This is a genomic window from Paenibacillus sp. HW567 (assembly GCF_000374185.1).
Classification (GTDB): Bacteria; Bacillota; Bacilli; order Paenibacillales; family Paenibacillaceae; genus Paenibacillus_AQ.
The window spans coordinates 1,173,002-1,193,077 of sequence record NZ_KB910518.1; the positions used below are offsets into that span (position 1 = coordinate 1,173,002).

A 20,076-nucleotide genomic window follows, 5' to 3' on the forward strand; every position below is an offset into this window, starting at 1 on the left:
AACTATATATATCTTTGATAGGTAGGGTGAATGATGAACCAGAAGACAGAATTAGCCGGACTGCCCCGTACACAAAAGGAAGAGCTGCTTCGTTTGCTGCTGCAACGACGCTCCGAGCTACAGTCGTCGAGAATCTCTTATGGGGAAAAAGCGCTTTGGCTTCTCCATAGCAAAGACCCGTACAACTTTGCTTATCACTTGCATGGAGCATGGGATATCGCCAAGCCGGTAAGCGTGGAAAGGCTTATGAGCGCCGCCAAGCGTTTGTATTCCATGCATGAATCTTTGAGGGCAACATACCTGGAAGAGGATGGAGAGATTCAGCGGAAGATTGCTCCGGCGGGAGAACCAGATTTCAGCGTTCATTATTTGGATGTATGGAATGACGAGGCAAAGGCCTGCTTTAGTAGTCATCTACGGGAACCTTTTTCTTTGAATGAAGGTCCGTTAATCCGTTTTAGATTGTATGTTCCTCAAGGTTCTACCGTCAGATTGCTGATATCCATGCATCATATAATTACCGATGCATGGTCGCTTACCATCATGCTGCGCCACTTCTTCGCTTTGTACCTTGAAGGTTTGCCCGATGTTGAAATATTCTCACTTCCTCCGGGGAAGGATCAAGCTGGATATCCGGCTTTTGTAAAATGGCAGGAACAATATTTGGCGAGTAATCGTGCCGAAAGGGACCGCATCTATTGGGAGAACGAATTTTCTGCGCCGTTGCCATTCCCGCCGCTGCTGCATCAGTGTCCAGACGAAGATGACCGTGAGAAATCCTCCAACCATTTTCGGTTCAGTGAATCGTTGTCCGCCGATGTTGTTTCGTTAAGCAGGTCCGGCGGTGTGACAGTAAATATGTTTCTTTTGGCCGCTTTTACCGCGATGCTTCATTGCTGCAGCGGAAGAAAGGAAGTTGTTGTGGGAACTTTTACGACTGGCAGAAACGACCCGTCGTTCGAGAATACTCTAGGCTATTTTGTAAATACCCTTGCACTTCGGCTGTCCGTGGATGAGTCGATGTCTTTTATCGACCTTCTTGATGCTGTGAAATATAAATTGCTGAGTTCTATGGAACATCAGGACTATCCGTTTCCGCTTGTCGTTCAGGGGATGCAGAAACGGGAAGATTCCCTGGACGCGGTTTCACTAATTCAAACGGCTTTTGTAATGGAACGGGCTCAAGATCGCTCTTTACAATCGCCTTTGTTCACCGGAGGAGAAAACGACGAGATCCAATGGGGGGCGCTACGCATGAATCCGGTTCCGCTGCCCGTGCTTGGAACTCCCTTTGAATTTACTCTCATGATGGAAGAAACGGAGTGCTTTATAGGAGGAACTGTGGCGTATCAACCGGATCGCTACACTTCTTCATTTGTGCAAAGCTGGATTTCCTCATTTATCCGGTTCGTAGAACAAATTGTCTCTCATCCATCGGAAAAGCTAGAGGATGTCTGGGAACAACAAGAGCAGGCAAACGGTTTCTCAACACAAGCGGGGAAGCCGGATGAGCATATTTGCCTGCATCATCTGCTCGAATATCAGGCGCATTGCCGGCCGCAACATACGGCGCTTGCTTCTCCGTCCGGCTCTTTGACATACAGTGAGCTTGACCAACACGTTAATCAATTAGCCAATTATTTGCGAAAAATGGGAGTCCAAAGAGGCGATTTTGTCGGAGCAAGCTTAGGGCGTTCTCCAGATATGGTGATCGCCGCATTCGCTACACTCAAAGTTGGCGCCGCTTATGTCCCCATTGATCCGGGATATCCGATGCAGCGCAAATCTTATATGGCGAATCATATGGGGATCGCCTTCGTAATTACTACCTCGGATATGGAAGAATTGGACGGAACAAATATTCAACATGTCTGCCTTGACCGGCTTGCGGAGGAAATTGCTGCTGAAAATATGGTATTCAGTGGGGAGCCAGCCATCAACGATGACTTGGCTTATGTCATTTTTACTTCCGGCTCGACTGGAGAACCCAAGGCTGTGTTGGTTGAGCATCGGGGAATTTGGAATATGGCGCAGGCTCAGCGTCAGCATTTTGGTTTACAAGAATCGAGCAGAATTATGCAGTTTGCTTCGCCTAGCTTTGATGCCTGGGTCTTTGAGGTTGTCATGGCCTTTCGTAGTGGGGGAAGCTTGCGAATTCCAAGTGCTGACGCCTTGCTTCCAGGCCCGGAAATGCTTCTCTGGATGGAGAAAGAAGGAATATCACATATTGTCATGCCTCCATCTGTATTAAATTTGCTTCCGTACAGAGAATTGGAAAGTCTAGAGGTTATTATTTCGGCCGGTGAAGCCTGCACCAGCGAATTGGTGCGGCGTTGGGCTCCGGGACGGCGGTTCTATAATGCATATGGGCCATCCGAAGCAACGGTATGGGCCACCGTTAAGGAATGCTTTTCACATGAACCGTTAATCTCTATTGGGGAACCCATCTCCAATGTGGATCTGCATATATTGAATGAGCGTATGGAGCAGCTTCCTCCAGGGGAATTCGGTGAATTGTATATTAGCGGAATCGGGATTGCTCGCGGCTACCATAATGATTCCCGCAGAACCGCAGAGAAATTCGGCTGGTATGTCGAAATTGATTCAAGAGCAGCGGATAACAATGGAGAAACAATGTTGCGGCGCCAACGCATCTATCAGACAGGTGATTTGGTCAAACAACAGGCAGACGGAGGCCTGGTATTTGTTGGACGTAAGGACGATCAAATCAAAATTCATGGCTTGCGTGTCAATCTGGGTGAAATTGAGCATCATTTGGCTGCTTGTGAAGGAGTTCTGGGTAGTACTGTTCTTGCCGTGCCCGATTTCCATTCATCCGATTCGAGATTAGTCGCGTTTATATTACTGAGGGACCCAAATGCTTCCGACGAAGAGCGGATAAGAAGAGCCTTGGAGCATTGGCTCCCGCCGTCGCTTGTTCCTTCCCGGTTTATCATGCTGAAACAGCTTCCTTTGACGCCAAACGGCAAAGTGGACCGGAAAGCGTTACTGGCTTTGATTGACGATTGGGATGGTCGCTCTAACCTTCCATCCTATTCGGGCTTGAGCTTGACGGAAGACCTGCTGCTGGGGATATGGAGAGATTTGCTTCAGCGGCCCGACATAGCCTGTACTGATTCATTTTTTGAGGCAGGCGGACATTCGCTGCTTGCGGTCCGGCTTTCATCTCGCATCCGTTCTGTTTTCGGAGTGAATATACCTGTTAACCGCATTTTTGAACGGCCGATTTTACAAGAAATGGCTACTGAAATAGAGGCGTTAACCACTTGCGGATTAATGGAGGATGCCGATAGGATCGAAATCGTGAAACCGGAAGATAAAATCCGGCTACCCCTTACCAACGTGCAGCAAAAAATTTGGTTTATGCAGGCGCTGGATGAAGGAGGAAACGCTTATCTGATGCCCGGCGTGTTATCTTTCCGCGGTATGTTGGATGTTCCCGCCCTGGAATTGGCGATCAATGCTTTGATTGGACGGCATGATTCACTGCGCATGCACATTTCCGGCCGGGAGAACGGTATCCCCTATATTTCCGTAGGCGAACCGCAAGAGTACCCATTGAAAATAAACACTTGTGCAGAAGAAGAGGCAGACCAAAACATTCAGGCGGAATGCAAAATTCCTATCAAGCTTACAGATGAAAGATTATTTCGCTACAGATTGTGGAAAGCAGGGGAGCGCTATTATTTGACGCTTGTTGTCCATCATTTCATTATGGACGGGTGGTCAATGAGTCTTTTGCTTAATGAATTGGGGGAACTGTACGATGCGTATGTGGAACGGCGGGAAGCCCGCTTGTTTCCTCTTGCTTTAGGTTACGCCGACTATGCTGTTTGGGAGCGCAAGAGGAAAGATTCGGAAAGATATCGCAGGCAGTTGTCTTATTGGGAGGGGATTTTCAAGGATTCCATTCCCTCAACGGAGTTGCCCGCCGATTTTCCTCGGCAGCCGGCGTTGACTTATCCGGGAAACAGCGTCAAGCTGCTGCTTCCCTTGGAATTGCGGGAGGGGCTACATAGATTAACCCGGTGTAATGGCTGTACTTTATTTATGACGCTTTTGGCTATTTTTGATGTTTTGCTATACAGGTTAAGCGGTCAATCTGATATTGTCGTCGGCGCGCCGGCAGCCGGGAGAACAATCAAACCTCTTGAGCCTATTGTCGGATTGTTCGTAAACACTTTGCTGCTGAGAAACAGGATCACCCAAGAGATGTCTTTTACTGATTTGCTGCAGTCGGTAAGGGAGACGGCGATTGGAGCATTTGCCCATCAGGATGTCTCTTTGGAGGAATGGGTGGAAGAGGTTAATCCGAATCGGGATACCGGTCTATCTTCCTTGTTCCGGGTTATGTTCAATATGCTGAATATGCCTCCTATTCATCTGCGCATGAAGGGGGTGGAGGCTGAAATCATTGAGTTAAAGGATTACGCCTCCAAATACGAACTCACTTTCTACGCGCAGGAAGTTGATGAAGGTATCATGATTGAAGCTGTGTATGCGGCAAACCTGTTCACCCAAGAACGGGTGAGCGAAATGCTGGCACAGTATGAACGCCTATGTGTTCAGGTGCTTGCCGAACCTGAAGGGGAAATTAAACATTTTTCACTATTAACACCAGAGTCGGCCGGACGGTTGCCGGACTTGGGCCGGCCTTTGTTGCAAGGTAGTACGGAATGTTTGCCTGTGCACATATTGTTTTCAAGTGTTGCCGCGCAGTATTCGGATAAAGGAGCGATTGTTAATCCAGACGGAACGGGGTTGACCTACGGCCAAACCGACGATCAAAGCAATTGGCTGGCCAAGCGGTTGATGTCGAAAATAAACTGGGAACGTCCGGTTATCGCCATTTTGGGCGAACGCAGCGCTTCGCTTGTCGTTTCTATTCTGGCAGTGCAAAAGGCGGGGGGAATATTTATGCTTCTGGACCCCCGCGATCCCCTTGAACGTTCCATTGCCATGCTGCATGCCGCATCGGCCAAGGGATTACTTATTGCGAGGGGGAAAAGGGATTTTTCCACAGACAAAACAATGGCTTTGGCGCGAGAGGTTCAGTTTGTGCTGGAATATGGACAGGAGCAGGGGGACAAGGCCGAGAACAATGAGTTCTCACCCATTTTCCCATTGTCGACAGACCCTGCCTATATTCTTTTTACTTCTGGAACAACTGCTCTGCCTAAAGCTGTCTTATGCAGCCATGAGCCGCTTGCGCGTTTTGTGACATGGTATTTAAACACATTTCAGGTAAACAGCGGGGACCGGTTCAGCATGTTCTCTGGAATAGGGCATGACCCGCTGTTGAGGGATATCTTTGTGCCGCTGTGCGCCGGAGCCGCCATATGTATACCTGATGAAAGATATATGGTTTTTCCTGATTATGTAAATGAGTGGATGCGAAGCAACAGGATATCTGTTACGCATCTGACTCCGGCGATGGCTATGGTCATTGCGGGCGGAAGCAGAAGAACTGCGGAGCTGATACAGCAAACGAATTGGCGATATGCTTTTTTTAGCGGAGATACTCTTCTGGCTTCCCATGTAGACGGTATTCGGCGAATTGCGCCCAATGTTAGATGCTTTAACGGCTACGGAGCGACGGAGACGCCGCAATTGATGAGCATTTTTCAAGTGGGAGAGGACGGGAATGACCGAATTGCTATCGGTTCAGGACGTGAAGGGGTGGAACTGCTCATCATGGGACCGGAAGGGGAAATGAGAGGAATAGGCGAAGCCGGAGAGATCGTCGTCCGTTCCCCTTATCTGGCTCTCGGATATTTGAATGACCAGCGTGACGAAGAAAACCCGTTCTGCTTGAATCCTGCCGCACTTTTGCCGGGTGATCGCCTATACAAAACAGGGGATATGGGGCGTTACAACCCTGACGGCACCATTGAATTTCTCGGCAGGAGGGCTGGAATTGTAAAAATTCGCGGACACCGCGTCCAACTGGCTGAAATCAGGAGTGCAATCATGGATTTTCCAGTTATCAGCAACTGTGCGATGGTTTGGGAACAAGAGCGGTTGATTGCCTATGTTGTGCCTGCGGAGCAGCCTTTTACTCCTGCAAAACTGCAAGTATTTCTAAGGGATAAGCTGCCTGATTATATGCTGCCGTATTCTTATGATGAGGTGGAGCGGATTCCGCTTACGCCGAACGGGAAAATTGATTACGTGCTGCTGAAAGAAACCGCCGCCCGCACTGCCTATGCCCCAAGGCTTGAAAAGCGTACTCCCGAAACGAAACTGCAACAGGAAATATCCGTTATATGGAAACGCCTCTTGGGAAAGAAGGATGTGGGAATAATGGACCACTTTTTTGAAATCGGGGGTCATTCTCTTTTGCTGATTCAGGTCCACCAGCAATTAGAGTCTCTGCTGGACAGAGCGATTCCCATAGTTGCATTGTTCCGTTATCCGACCATTGCCGACCTGGCGGCTTTTCTTGAAGATACGCCAACAACAAGCGGTATAGCGGCAGCAATTACTGAGACAACTGTGGAGCAACGTCGAGATAAGCGCTTTAGTGCTATAAAAGCTCAAAAAGCCAAACGAAAGGGGACAACGGAGCTATGAGTGGTGAAGAATTGGAAAATAGCATTGCCATCATAGGCATGAGTGCAAGGTTTCCCGGTGCGGAGAATATAAGCGAATACTGGAACAATATCCGCGAAGGGCGGGAATCCTCAACCCAACTGACGGATGAAATGCTACGGCAGGTTGGCGTAGATGAAAAGCGGATTGCTGATCCTCATTATGTAAAAACTGCTTTTGGGATCAAAGAGGTCGACTTGTTTGATTATATTTTTTTCGACATGAACAAACGGGAAGCAGATATGCTTGACCCCCAACATCGTTTTTTGCTGATGTGCGCATACGAAGCACTGGAAGACGGAGGATATGTGCCGGATTGTTATAAGGGTATCATCAGTCTTTTTGCTGGTTGCGGGTTCAACAGCTATTTGTTCCATGAAATTATGGCGCAGCAGAAGGAAGTTGCCGAAGAGGATCTCCAGCTTCTTTTGCAAACAAACAGCAGCGATTATTTATGTACGCGTATTTCTTACAAGCTTAATCTTCGAGGCACGAGCGTCAATATTCAAAGCGCCTGCTCGACCTCCATGGTTGCGGTTCATCAGGCTTGCCAAAATTTGTTGATGTATCAATCGGATATGGCTTTGGCAGGGGGAGTTTCACTCCGGCTGCCCGCCGGCGAAGGCTACCTTTATCAGGAGGGAGGTATCTTCTCGCCGGACGGTCATTGCCGGGCTTTTGACGCGGACGCTAAAGGGACGGTATTTGGCAGCGGCGCCGGCGTAGTTCTACTTAAGAGAATGGAAGACGCTTTGACTGACCAAGATCATATTTATGCCGTTATACGGGGTAGCGCGGTTAACAATGACGGCTCTGCCAAGGTTGGATATACGGCTCCAAGCGTTCAGGGACAACGGGATGTTATCGCCGAGGCCGTCATGATGGCGGGCATTAACCCTAATACGATAGGTTACGTGGAAGCCCATGGCACTGGTACCCCGCTTGGCGATCCAATCGAAATAGCCGCTTTGGAAGAGGCATTTGGAGCAATGGAAAGCCAAAGTTGCGCAATCGGTTCGGTGAAGACCAACATCGGCCATCTAAACGCCGCATCAGGCATTGCCGGATTAATTAAGACGGTCTGTATGTTGAAGTATGGGGAAATACCGCCAAGCTTGAACTTTCATGTTCCAAATCCAGCAATTGATTTCGCGGTGAGTCCGTTCTATGTAAATACGAAATTAAGGAAATGGGAACGAAGAGCGACGCCCCGCCGAGCAGGTGTCAGCTCATTCGGAATCGGCGGGACGAATGCACATGTCATTTTAGAGGAAGCTCCGGCTCCAAAACGTGATCAGCTTAAATTCGCTTTGGAGCATCCGCAGGCCGGGCAGGAACAAGTTATCCTTGTTTCGGCGCGAACTTCCGCTGCGTCTGAACAACTGGCTCATTCATTGGAGTGTTTTTTCAGTGAACACCCTGAGGCCGATAAGGCCGCTGCCGCTTTCACCCTTCAGACTGGCCGGGCCCAATTCGCTTATCGGCGGGCTGCTATGTTTGATCAGCAGGGTCGATTGCAGCAGGTCGGCGAGCGAAAGGCTTCTGTACCCGGACCAGGCGTTATTTTTATGTTTCCCGGACAAGGCAGCCAATACCCAGGGCTGGCCGCCGGTTTATATTCTACTGTTCCTTCATTTCGTAAATATATGGAAGAATGTTTAAGCTTGCTTGGCGGGCAGGACAGAGAGATTTTTAAAATGCTTTTGATGGGAAAGGATGAGAAGGGTTCCGCCGCTGAAGAGGTAAAACGGACGGCAGTTGCGCAGCCGTTAATTTTTATGGTGGAATATGCGCTAGCCAGAAGTTTAATGGAATGGGGCGTCAAGCCGGTTGCGATGATAGGGCACAGCTTGGGAGAATATACGGCCGCTTGTCTGTCGGGAGCGATCAGCCTGCAAGAAGCGCTAACATTGATCATGGAGCGGGGCGCTTTGATGGAACAGACCGCCGCAGGCGGCATGATGGCAGTATTTTCTTCATGGGAGGAAGTTAAACCGCTTCTTGATGAAGAATTGTCCATATCCGCAGTAAACTCCGGCAACTCCTGTACTGTGGCGGGCAAAAAGGAAGCTTTGCTCAGTCTGGCCGCCCGCTTGAAGGGGCTTGAAATAGAACACCGGTTCTTAGACGTGAACCATGGCTTTCACAGTGGGCTGATGGATACTATCCTGGAACGGTTTGGCGAGGCCATTGAGCGCTGCTCCTGGAAAACTCACGGTATTCCTTTCATCTCTAATGTCACCGGCGATTTCATTACGGACAAGCAGGTTCAAGACACAGATTACTGGCTGGGACATTCGCGGAATCCGGTGCAATTTGCGAAAGGTGTGGATACTTTGCTCAGAGGTGAGCCTTGTCTATGGCTTGAGGTCGGCCCCGGCAAGGCATTGGGACAGTTTGTCCTGCAGCAATCGGACGGTTCTCATCCGTCTGGGGTGTACAACCTGCTCCGGCGCCGGGATGAGGCAAGATCGGATCGCGAAGTGCTGCTGAAAGGACTCGCTCAATGCTGGCTGGCCGGCAGCGACATCCGCTGGGAACAACTGCATGAGCCGGAAACGGGGAGAATCTCCCTTCCCACCTATCCGTTCGAAGGAAAAAGATGCTGGTTCAGCGATTCAGACGACGTTAAGGAAGAAGCCAATGACAAGTCTGATTGGAGCGTTGAACTCCGCGCTCACCTTTCGACCGCATATGTCGCTCCGGAAAACGGCATTCAGGAAAAGCTGGTTCAAATTTGGCAGCAGGTTCTTGGAACACAGCCAATAGGGATTCGGGATGATTTTTTTGAATTGGGAGGACATTCCCTTCTGGCAACCCAGCTCATTTCCAGATTGCGTAATTTGTTTCCAAACATCCAACTTCAGTTTGACCAGTTGTTTGTGTATACCACCATCCAGGAAATCGCGGAGCAAATCGAATTGCAAATGATAGAATTTATAGAGAATCAAGCTTGACAATAGTTATGGGGGAGTGAAGATGAAAAATAATAACGAGTTGGAAAAACGGCGCTCGAAATTATCTGCTGAACAGCGCCGCCTGCTGGAGCAATGGAAGTTATCGGAGGCGGTTCCCGAATATACCATAACCTCCGGTAAGGGCAAATATGCAGGAACGGTTTCCCCGGCTCAAATGAGACTTTGGTTTATGGACCAACTGCTTGAGGATAAGGCTGCCTATAACATGTACGCAGCAGTTCGTTTGAGAGGAGACATACAGACCGATACGATTGAATCGGCATTTCGGCATGTTGCGAATCGGCACGAGAATTTGCGCTCTAATTTTCTTGAGCAAGAAGGCCGCCCCATTGTTATTCTAGATATTCATAATCCGGTACATACGCGGCTTTATGATGATGTAAGTCCGCATGATATTCGCACCGCAGAGGAAGAGGCGCAGCGGCTGCTGCAATCCTTTATCTCTCAACCCTTTGACCTGAGCGGGGAACCTTTATTCCGAACCATGCTGATCCGCCTTGCCCCTAAAGAACACATTTTAGCGGTATGCATGCACCACATTATATCGGATGGCTGGTCGATGGGGATTTTGCTTAAAGAATGGACTACCGTCTATAATGCCCTGCTCCAAAATTCCGAGCCCAATTTACCGGAAATTCCGGTAAGCTATGCCGACTTTGCCCATTGGCAGATAGACAAGCTGGAGTCGGGTGGATGGAGCGGCCATCTGCATTACTGGAAAACCCTTCTCTCCGGTGCTAGCAGCGCGGCTCTTACCCCTGACAACAGACATCCGGAACGTATGGAGCACAATGGCAATGAGGTTCGGTTTGTCTTGCCGGGAGAGCTCTATAGACGGCTTGCCGAGTTCAGTGTGGGTTCAGGTCTTACTTTGTTTACTGTCCTGTTTTCTATATTCAATGTATTACTATACCGTTATACAAAAGAAACTTCAATTGTAACCGGAACGCCGATTGCCAATCGGAATTATACCGAAATTGAAGAGATTATCGGGTATTTTGTCAATTTGCTGCCGCTACGGGTTGAGCTCGATCCGCAGATGAGTTTCCGGGAGCTTGCGGGTCGTGTGATGCAATCTTCTCAGGAAGCTTACAGCCATCAAGACTTTCCATTTGATCGGGTGATTGAGGAGCTTCAGCCGGAGCGAACCGACCAGCTTATTCCGCTTATTCGCAATCTGTTCGTATTCCAGAACCAAATGGTTCCTCCTTTGCGGCTGAACGGTATAGATACGGAATACTTGGAGTTATATAACCATACATCAAAATCTGATCTGCTGCTGTCCATGATAGTCCGGGATGGCAGCATAGACGCTAGGTTGGAGTATGACGGACGGTTGTTTGTACCGCAGACTATGCAGAGTTTTGCCAAACATTTTGTGCGCCTGGCTGAATCGGCAATGGAGCAACCGGATCTGCCTATTTGCCATCTTGAACTCCTGGATAAGGCCGAACAACAGCCACAGTTCTCTCACCTAGTTGTTCAGAATACAGAGCATTTTGTTATACACCAAAAATTTGAGCAAATTGCCGCCAAATTCAGCAACCGGATTGCACTTCAATGGGATTCAGAAGCCTGGACATATGGACAATTGGAGCAAAGGGCTAACCAAATAGCCCGTTACATCAATGGATTGGGAGTACGTCCCGGGGAATTTGTCGGCCTGTTTATGGAACGTTCGCCTCAAGTTGTAGCTTCCATTTTAGGCATTCTCAAAGCGGGTTGCGCCTACGTTCCAATGGACCCGGCTTATCCCGAAGAGAGAATTCGCTTTATGCTGAACGACGCAGGTTGCCGTGTTATTTTGGTGGATAACCTGACCGAAGCCCGCTTGACGGCCAATTCAGATTGTTTGATTGTGAATCTGTCTTCGGCGGAAGACGCCATTACGCGATTGCCGGTCGCCTCCGTGCGGTATGACAGCAAAAGTACAGATTTGGTATATATGATCTACACTTCGGGATCCACCGGGGTTCCTAAAGGTGTGCTGATTGATCACGGTAATGTAAGCCGCTTATTTACTTCGACAAACGGACAATTCCATTTTGATGAAAATGACGTGTGGTCACTGTTTCATTCCTATGCATTTGATTTTTCCGTCTGGGAAATATGGGGAGCGTTACTTCATGGAGGAAAGCTAGTTATCGTTCCAGGCCATGTAACCCGTTCCTTCGAGCTGTTCTATGAACTTATAGTCAAGGAAAAAATAACCGTGCTAAATCAAACTCCTTCCGCGTTCAAGCAGCTGTCCCATACGGAGGAACTGCTATGTTCGGATGACGGCGGGTCCGGTTTAAATCACCTCCGTTATGTTATTTTTGGCGGCGAAGCGCTAGAGCTGTCCTCTCTGGAAACATGGTTGAAGCGTCATGGCGATGAATGTCCGAGGTTGATCAATATGTACGGCATTACGGAAATTACGGTTCATGCAACTTATCGCCGTATCCGAATAGAGGATCTGCAAGGCGCGTATGGTCATGTTATCGGAAATCCCTTGCGGGATATGCGAGCCTATGTGCTTGACGAATGGATGCAGATGGTTCCTGTTGGTGTAGCGGGAGAATTGTACATCGGAGGACCGGGGGTGTCGCGCGGTTACTGGAACCGTGAAGCGCTGAATCAAGGGAAGTTTATCCAAGATCCCTTTATAGCAGGTTCTATGCCACAGGAGAATTTCTGCAGGCTGTACCGTTCCGGAGATTTGGCTCGTTGGACACACGAAAATGAACTGGAATACGTGGGACGAATAGACAATCAGGTTAAGGTCCGCGGATTCCGCATTGAGCTTGGTGAAGTGGAGACGGCTATACAGCAGAATGAAAATGTATCGCAAAATGTCGCTGTTGTGGAACACAATCAATTTGGAGATCCGAGAATCGTGTCGTATTTCATTCCTTACGAGTACAAGTTATTGGAACTTCGCCGGGAATTGCAGAAGAAAGAACAAGTGACCAACCGTTGGGAGCTGGTTTTTGACGGATATTATCAAGAGGAAAATTTTCATGAGGATAAGTCGTTTCATATTGCCGGCTGGAACGATTCCTACTCAGGAGAAGCCATTCCCGAAGTGGAAATGGAAGAATGGACAAAGGAGACGGTGGCAAGAATCAGGAGCTATCGCCCGAGACGCATTCTTGAGGTCGGATGCGGAACCGGATTGTTGCTGTTCAGGCTCGCCGCAGACTGTGAATCGTACACAGCCATTGATTTTTCGGTGCAGGCCATCGAATACCTCCGCGCTCATTTGTCGCTGCTTGGTCCAAATGCAAGCAAGGTAAAACTCTATAAAGCCAATGCCCATGACCTTGACGAACTGAATTTGGACGATATTGATATGGTCATTATCAATTCAGTTGCCCAGTACTTTCCCGATGTACAGTATTTGAATCTGGTTCTGGAAAAAGCGGCGAAAAGGCTCGGGAAAAGAGGTTGCATTTTCCTTGGGGATGTATGCGGGATGATGTTTGGGGAGATTCACCAATCGTCCGTTGCCATGAGCAAAGCAGAGCTGGACATGACCGTGGCCGACTTCAAACGCCTGGTACGGCATAGATTGGACAGGCATAACGAACTGATGCTGGACGTATCGTATTTTACTGGACTTAGCAATACCGTTGGGGGGCTTGAATATGCTGAGTTGTTGTATAAGAGAGGCAAATTTCATCATGAAATGAACAAATATCGTTTCGATGCTGTGCTTCATAAAGGGGCTAAACCCGTGTGGGAGATTGCCGGAGAATACGACTGGAGGCAGTTGCGGGAAAAGGGAACGGATATAGTAGGGCTGTGCTTGCAGCATGAAAAGGAATGTTTTGTGATTCGAAACTTTCCTAATTCACGAATTATGACGGAATGGAATTTTGTGCAGTGGTACAATACCGCCTATCCGCAGACCGCTATATCCGCTTATCCGGTTAAAGAGCGGCTGGAGGCGACTGGCCTTCATCAGACGCAGCTCGCCTGGGAATCGGATACTCACCTTATGGAGTGGGTGATTACGGATACGGCATCCAGAGGCTGTATTGACGCTGTCTTTTATCCGGTCAGTGGAGAGAAGCTGCTTCCTTGTTTGACACTGATCGCCGAGGCTGCCTGCGTGTTGCCCGGGGCTAACCTTCCGCTTCGGGCCAAACTGGAGGCCACAATTGAGCAGAATATCAAAGCTTCGTTAAAGGGCCTGATTCCGGAATATATGATTCCTTCCGAATTTGTGGCTCTGGAGAGCTTTCCGTTGACTGTTAACGGGAAGATTGACCGGAGCCAGCTTCGGTTGTTCAAACCGTACAAGGCCAAAGTTACCTCATTTGTCGAGGCTACCCGCCAAGAAGGTACAGAGATGGAGGAAATGGTCTGCAGATTATGGATGGATTTACTGGATACGGGATATGTCGGCCTTGATGAATCTTTTTTTGAAGCTGGAGGCCATTCCTTGCTTGTTGTTCAATTGATGTTTCAGATTAAAAAAGCTTTCAAAGTCCATATTCCTTTGCTGCAGCTTATGCAGGAGCCGACCGTCAGAGGGATTGCGGCTGTGATTGAGCGTGCGCTTTCGGAGCAGCCTGCAACCGTGTTTGATTTCTCCGCTGATGTTGCCCTGTCTCCAGACATTACCGCAGGCGGACTTCCTTCTGCAGCCCGCATAACAGGCTCCGCCGTTCTTCTGACGGGAGCAACGGGATTTTTTGGAGCTTTTCTGCTTCGCGAGCTATTGGAGAAAGGAGACAAGCCTGTCTATTGTCTCGTCCGGTCCTCAGGCAAGAGAGAAGGCTTACAACGTATTGTTGCCGCATTGAATCGGTATGGATGCTGGAAGGACGAGTGGGAAGAACGCATTATCGCCATCAAGGGTGACTTGGCTCTTCCCGGACTAGGGCTTGATTCTGCGGTTTATAAGGAGCTGAGCATTGCGGTCACTGAAATCTATCATAATGGCGCCGTAGTCAATTTTGCCCAGCCCTACGCATCCCTTGCTGCCGCTAATGTCGGAGGTTGTGAAGAGGTGCTTAGATTAGCTGCAACCGAAACTATAAAACCGGTTCATTTCATTTCGACGTTGTATGTTTTTTCCTTGGAAGATATAAAAAGTAAAAAAATCATTCTCGAGAACGATGTGCCGGTCTACTTACAGAGCTTACAATTGGGATATACGCAAAGCAAATGGGCGGCTGAACAACTGATGAGGGAAGCTCGTCTACGAGGCATCCCGGTCAATGTATTCCGGCTCGGGCGCATCGCCGGTGATAGCCTAACAGGGGCTTGCCAGGAGAATGACTTTTTTTGGAGATCCGTCCGCTTATGTCTTCATCTCGGCATATTTCCTGACATAGATTTTGCTTTCAATCTGATCCCTGCCGATTTTGCGGCACAAGCAGTGATTCATCTGGCGAAGCAGGGAATGGAGAACCAGACGTATCACCTGTTAAGCCGGAATGATTATACCTTTTTTCAAGTTCTGGATGTGTTGAATAGCCGAGGCTACAGTTTTGAACTTTTACCTTGGGAACAGTGGAAATGCCGCGTGGAAGAACAAATTGAACACGGTGGCGGCTATGAGGACGCATCGGTGATGCCTTTTATTGGCGAAATGGCGGCAACGTCGGAATATCCGCAGTTCGATGCTGCCTTTACGAAATCGGCAATGGACCTGTTGTCGTTGCCCTCTGCGTTCGTTACAAATGAACTGCTGGCTTTATATATCGACTATTTTATCAACCGCGGTTTCTTCATGCCGCTGGTAAAATCTGATATGGGGTGATTTTTATGACTAAATTGGCAATGGATGAAGAGAAAATGAAACGTTTGATTGAACGGATGAAAGGCCAGATGGACATTAGCTGGGCCAAGGAAGAGGGAATGCTTGAACGCTTTGGTGTGCAAGACGGGCACTCGATTCTTGAGGTGGGGAGCGGTCCAGGTTTTATTACCGATCAGTTGGCGCAGCTCTATCCCAGCAGTCAGATAACGTCTATCGAGATTGAACCATATTTCGCTGCATTTGCCAGTTCGCATCTCGCTCCAAAATGGGGTGAGCGGGTGAAAGTTCTAGTGGATGACATCGCCCAGCCGCAGAAGACAAGTATAGGCGCATACGACGTAGCAATTGTTCGCCTTGTGCTCCAGCATTTGTCTGATCCCGGGAAAGCGGTTGACCAGTTGTTCCGCTTGCTGAAGCCAGGAGGGAAACTCATCGTTCTGGATGTGGACGACACTGTATGGGGGATTATCGATCCTGTATTCCCTGAGCTGGGTTTTGTTATGAACCAGCACGCCAAAGAACAATCGACCGAGGGCGGAAATCGTTTTATCGGCCGCAAGTTATGGAGATTATTGCGCAGTTCGGGATTTGAGCGGCTTGATTTGCAAATGATTGCATCGCATAGCGACGAATTAGGAGTTCAAGCTTTTCTCCCCCAAACGGACCCGGATGAAATGAGGACCATGGTAAGCAGCGGCTTTATTACAGAAGCAGAATTGGAAGCTGTGCAAAGAGGGGTTCAAACCTTTTTGGAAACCCCGGATGCCTTTGTGATGCTGCTAATGCTGGCCGTTTACGGAGAAAAGCCCCTTTAATAAAATCCGGAGGATACCGTTCATGGGAAAAATAACTGGTTTGAATTCGTCGCTGCGCTTATTGCTGGTTGTCGTATTGATCTATAATTTGGCGATTTGGCTGGACCTTGTGACCACACTGAACTACTGGGGGTTTGCTCAAAACTCCACCCCTCTTGGACTTGGTGTTCTTGTCATGAGTTTTTCCGGTTCCATGGGGATAGCCGGCACGCTGCTGAACGGACATATCAGAAAAGGCTACCGCTTTATGCTGGTTATCGCTTCGGTGGGTTGTGCTGTGGGCATCGCTGTTTATCCGTTATTCTCTTCGCTGGCTACCGGCATTATCCCGATCCTGCTCAAAGGTGGGCTTATTGGCTTGATGGCCGCCACACACAATGCATGCATGGAGCGTTTAAGCGAAGAAGACGAGTTTAAAAAAGTCGACAATACGTTCGAATGGTGGGCGGCTGTAATGAAATTTGCCGGCCCATTGGTGGCTGTAATGGTGGTTTCAGATAAATCGTGGGCTTTTTCTATACACATGTCTTCAGCCTTATACGTGTTTGCTGCTGTGGCGGCCTTGTTCCTGCCGCGGATAATAGGTGAGGAAGCTTCAGCCCATAAGGAAAGCAAGGCAGAACAGAATTTGGAACCGTCCTATTTAGTATTGGGACTGGTGGTGCTGGGGGCGATGTCTTTTTTCGTTACAGTTGGCGATTCACAGCTTGTTGTTCTATTCAGGGATATATATATGTGGACAAATGCAGTACCTGTGGCTTTGGTAATGGCGTCAGCCGGTATAGGCACATTTCTTGTTCGTCTTTGGAAAGAGTCTCCGAATAGTTCATCATTATCTATTGTATGGGTCGGAATTTCCTGCGGGGCCCTTGCAGTTGTTTTTCTGATCTTAACCAGAGGGATTATGGCAGAGATCCCGTTAATCTGGCTGCTGCTGCTCTTTTTGGTAGCCGGGGGATTCTGGCAAACGGGATTTATGTCTTTTCTTCGCAAAATTGCTGATAATACAGCCTTTGCCGCTACATTCGGATTAGTGATGGCCTCGACCTATATTTTAGGTCCATTGTTTGGCGGAGCAGGGGTATCCATGCTTGGGATCTATCAAGTATTCAGCATTGCTGGCTTGTGCCTGCTTGGATTTGCTGTCGTGTTTGGCGTAGTCTATGCATCGCGTCAAGCCCGTTCATCGAAGATAAAAGCGAAGAGGGGATGACGATCATGGATACGACCAATTCAAGTTTGTTTCGCAACAGAAATGCTCTTTATTTATTCACGTCCCAGATTTTTTCCTGTATCGGAGACGGAGTATGCTTGCTAGCGATTCTGACCTTGTTTGGAATGCAAAAAGAAGCTTCACCTATGGAGATGGCTTTTGTTACCTTGTCGCTCGGTTTGCCGTTTGTATTGTTTGGTCCGCTGACCGGTGTGCTTGCTGATAAATTCGATCGCAAGAAACTGATGATTTTATCCGATTTGTGTCGCTGCGCCATTATGCTTGTGGTAGTGTTCTGCACGGATAAGGTATGGCTGTTGTATGTTTTGTTTTTTTTGAAAGGCTCTTTTGAGTCGTTGTTTACTCCGGCTAAGAACGGAAAATTAAAGGAATATGTTCGGATGGAGCAGATGGAGCAGGCGGTAAGCATAACTACGGTCATTGATTTCGGCTCAAAAATCATCGGACCGGCTGTCGGGGGCATCCTTGTGGCGTCGCTTGGCGTAAACGTAGCTTTCTATATCAATGCGGCTACATTTCTGTTGTCTGCATTGTTCCTGTTCGGATTGGGGAAACGTACGACTCCTGAAGATACCATAAATGAAGTAGCCGGGAAAGAACCCTTTTTCTCTCTTTTCAAGGACGGACTGGCTTTTATCCGAAATAACATCGCGCTATTCTACGGTCTCATTGCTTTCAGTATTGCGATGTTCGTATTGACATTGACTGACAGCCAGTTGGTTGTGTTGGTACGTGAAATTCCTCACGTTCCCGCTTCGTTGTTTGGCATGGTCATGGGGGCTGTTGGACTTGGAACGCTGGTTGTCGCCGGGTTATTGTCGCAGCTAAAGATACGCAGCGCTATTTTATTCATGACTGCCGGATGTTTGGGGGTAGGGTTGTCCTTTTTCCTAATTACCCTGTTTACAGAACGTGCCCTAGGGGGCGTGTGGTTCTGGTATCTGCTGCTCGGTTTGCTGGGTGGAGCTTTTGCCGCCCTTGTTTTTGTACCTTTTCAAACTATGGCCCAAAAGATAACTCCTGAGTCTCTGACCAGCCGGGTTTTTGGGGTAATTGGCAGTTTGAGCACACTTGCCACTATTATCGGCCCACTTTTGGGTGGCATATTAATTCAGGCCTACGGTGTATTTACGATCTTCTATGTTTCCAGTGTACTTCTCGTCATCACAAGTATCGTCTTGCTGGGCATCTCATATGTTGAAAAGGGGAAACAAATGACCAGGCTGGAAGAGAAGGTGAGTGATAAAGGATGAAGTTATTTTGTCTCCCCTATGCGGGGGGCTCCGCTTCTTCCATTTACTCGCAATGGAAAAAACCTCTTTCTAACCAAGGGATAGAAGTGGTGCCTATTGAACTTCCTGGCAGGGGACGAAGAATGGGAGAAACATTGCTTACCGATCTGAACGAAATGGCGGTGGACGGCTGCAGCACCATTTGCAAGCTTGCCACTCATGAGCCGTACGGCATATTTGGTTACAGCATGGGCGCATTGCTGGCATACGAGATTTATTATCTGCTAAAGGGACGGGGAATCCCAGAACCCGTGCAAATGTTTTTTGCCGCTAAATCCCCGCCCGATTATCCTGGCAACTACCTGATACATGATCTGCCGGATGAAGCTTTCAAGCAGGAAATCTACAAACTTGAGGGAACTCCAGCCTTGGCCTTGGACGATCCCAATTTGTCGGCTATATTACTCCCGGTGCTGCGCGCTGATTACATGGCCTTGGAGAATTACGTGTTTCAGCCGCGTAAGGAAAAATTGCAGGGCGTTGTTTCTGTTCTGTATGGCATCGACGATTCGATAACAAAATCCAACATTGACGGATGGAGCAGGCATACGTCGGCCCGATGCCAATTTCATGCTTTTCATGGAGGCCATTTCTTTATTAAAGATGCGCCTGCTATTCTGAATGCCGTCAGTACAATGTCTACAGCAAAAATGGAGGGGGATTCATGACGGAGATTTTACGTGTTGAAAATGCAAGTAAAGCTTATGGGGAAAAAGAAGGGCGGGCTTGGGCCCTTAGGCAGGTGAGTGCGGGAATAGAAGAAAAGGATTTTGTTGTTATCCTTGGTCCGAGCGGGTCGGGTAAGTCTACCTTGTTGAATTTGTTGTCGGGACTTGAGCGTGCGGATGAAGGGGCTGTTTTTTTTGCCGGGGACGATTTGAGCCGGTGTAATGATCAACAATTGCGCCGCTATCGCCGGCTACATACCGGATTTATTTTTCAAGAGTATCATCTGATTCCTAATCTGACCGTTCGCGAGAATATTGAGATTGGGCGTTATTTGAACAAAGAGGGACTGGAAATTGATGAGCTTGTGGAAGAGCTGGATATCGGCAGCATGGAGAAGCGTTTTCCACACGAACTGTCGGGCGGACAGCAGCAGCGGGTTGCCATTGCCAGAGCTTTGATTAAAAAGCCGGATATCCTGTTCTGCGATGAAGCGACCGGAGCACTCGACGAGGGGAGCGGCAAACAGGTGTTAAAAATAATACAACGGCTACGTCGCAAGTATGGACTTACCGTTGTATTCGTCACGCATAATACATCCATATCGCAGATGGCAAATCACATCATTATGCTGAACAGCGGAAAGCTGGTCAAAGAATTGCATTCTTTACAGCCGCTTGATGTGGGTGACATCCATTGGAGCTAGTTATCCGAGTTAAGGAAG

8 protein-coding genes are annotated in these 20,076 nt (G+C 48.5%); all 8 read left to right on the top strand.

Going from position 1 to position 20,076, the window contains the following annotated elements; all coding sequences use genetic code 11:
• The first annotated feature begins 30 nt into the window (after positions 1-30).
• From B212_RS0105260 to B212_RS0105295, 8 genes are read left to right on the top strand one after another with little or no spacing between them, the layout of a single operon-like run.
• The gene (locus B212_RS0105260; protein ID WP_036668000.1) at positions 31-6,594 is read left to right on the top strand and encodes a non-ribosomal peptide synthetase; all 6,564 of its coding nucleotides are present in this window, start codon (positions 31-33) and stop codon (positions 6,592-6,594) included.
• Positions 6,591-9,569, top strand: coding sequence for a type I polyketide synthase (locus B212_RS0105265; protein WP_019909403.1), 2,979 nt, complete (start codon positions 6,591-6,593; stop codon positions 9,567-9,569). Before B212_RS0105260 ends, B212_RS0105265 begins: the two co-directional genes overlap by 4 nt.
• 22 nt (positions 9,570-9,591) lie before the next feature.
• On the top strand, positions 9,592-15,345 hold the full coding sequence (locus B212_RS0105270) for a non-ribosomal peptide synthetase (RefSeq protein WP_019909405.1): 5,754 nt from the start codon (positions 9,592-9,594) through the stop codon (positions 15,343-15,345).
• 5 nt (positions 15,346-15,350) lie between these two features.
• Positions 15,351-16,160 carry a methyltransferase domain-containing protein gene (locus B212_RS0105275; RefSeq protein WP_019909406.1) on the top strand — a complete coding sequence of 270 codons (810 nt, stop codon included), beginning with the start codon at positions 15,351-15,353 and terminating at the stop codon, positions 16,158-16,160.
• 22 nt (positions 16,161-16,182) lie between these two features.
• Positions 16,183-17,373 carry a hypothetical protein gene (locus B212_RS30815; RefSeq protein WP_019909407.1) on the top strand — a complete coding sequence of 397 codons (1,191 nt, stop codon included), beginning with the start codon at positions 16,183-16,185 and terminating at the stop codon, positions 17,371-17,373.
• A 5-nt stretch (positions 17,374-17,378) separates the two neighbouring features.
• A complete protein-coding gene (locus B212_RS0105285) occupies positions 17,379-18,647 on the top strand; it encodes an MFS transporter (RefSeq protein ID WP_019909408.1) in 1,269 nt (422 codons plus the stop codon).
• Complete coding sequence (locus B212_RS30820; RefSeq protein WP_084673237.1) at positions 18,644-19,354, top strand: thioesterase II family protein; 711 nt, start codon at positions 18,644-18,646, stop codon at positions 19,352-19,354. Before B212_RS0105285 ends, B212_RS30820 begins: the two co-directional genes overlap by 4 nt.
• Entirely contained in the window at positions 19,351-20,058 is a 708-nt protein-coding gene (locus tag B212_RS0105295) for an ABC transporter ATP-binding protein (RefSeq protein WP_019909410.1), read from the top strand. Before B212_RS30820 ends, B212_RS0105295 begins: the two co-directional genes overlap by 4 nt.
• Positions 20,059-20,076 lie beyond the last annotated feature (18 nt).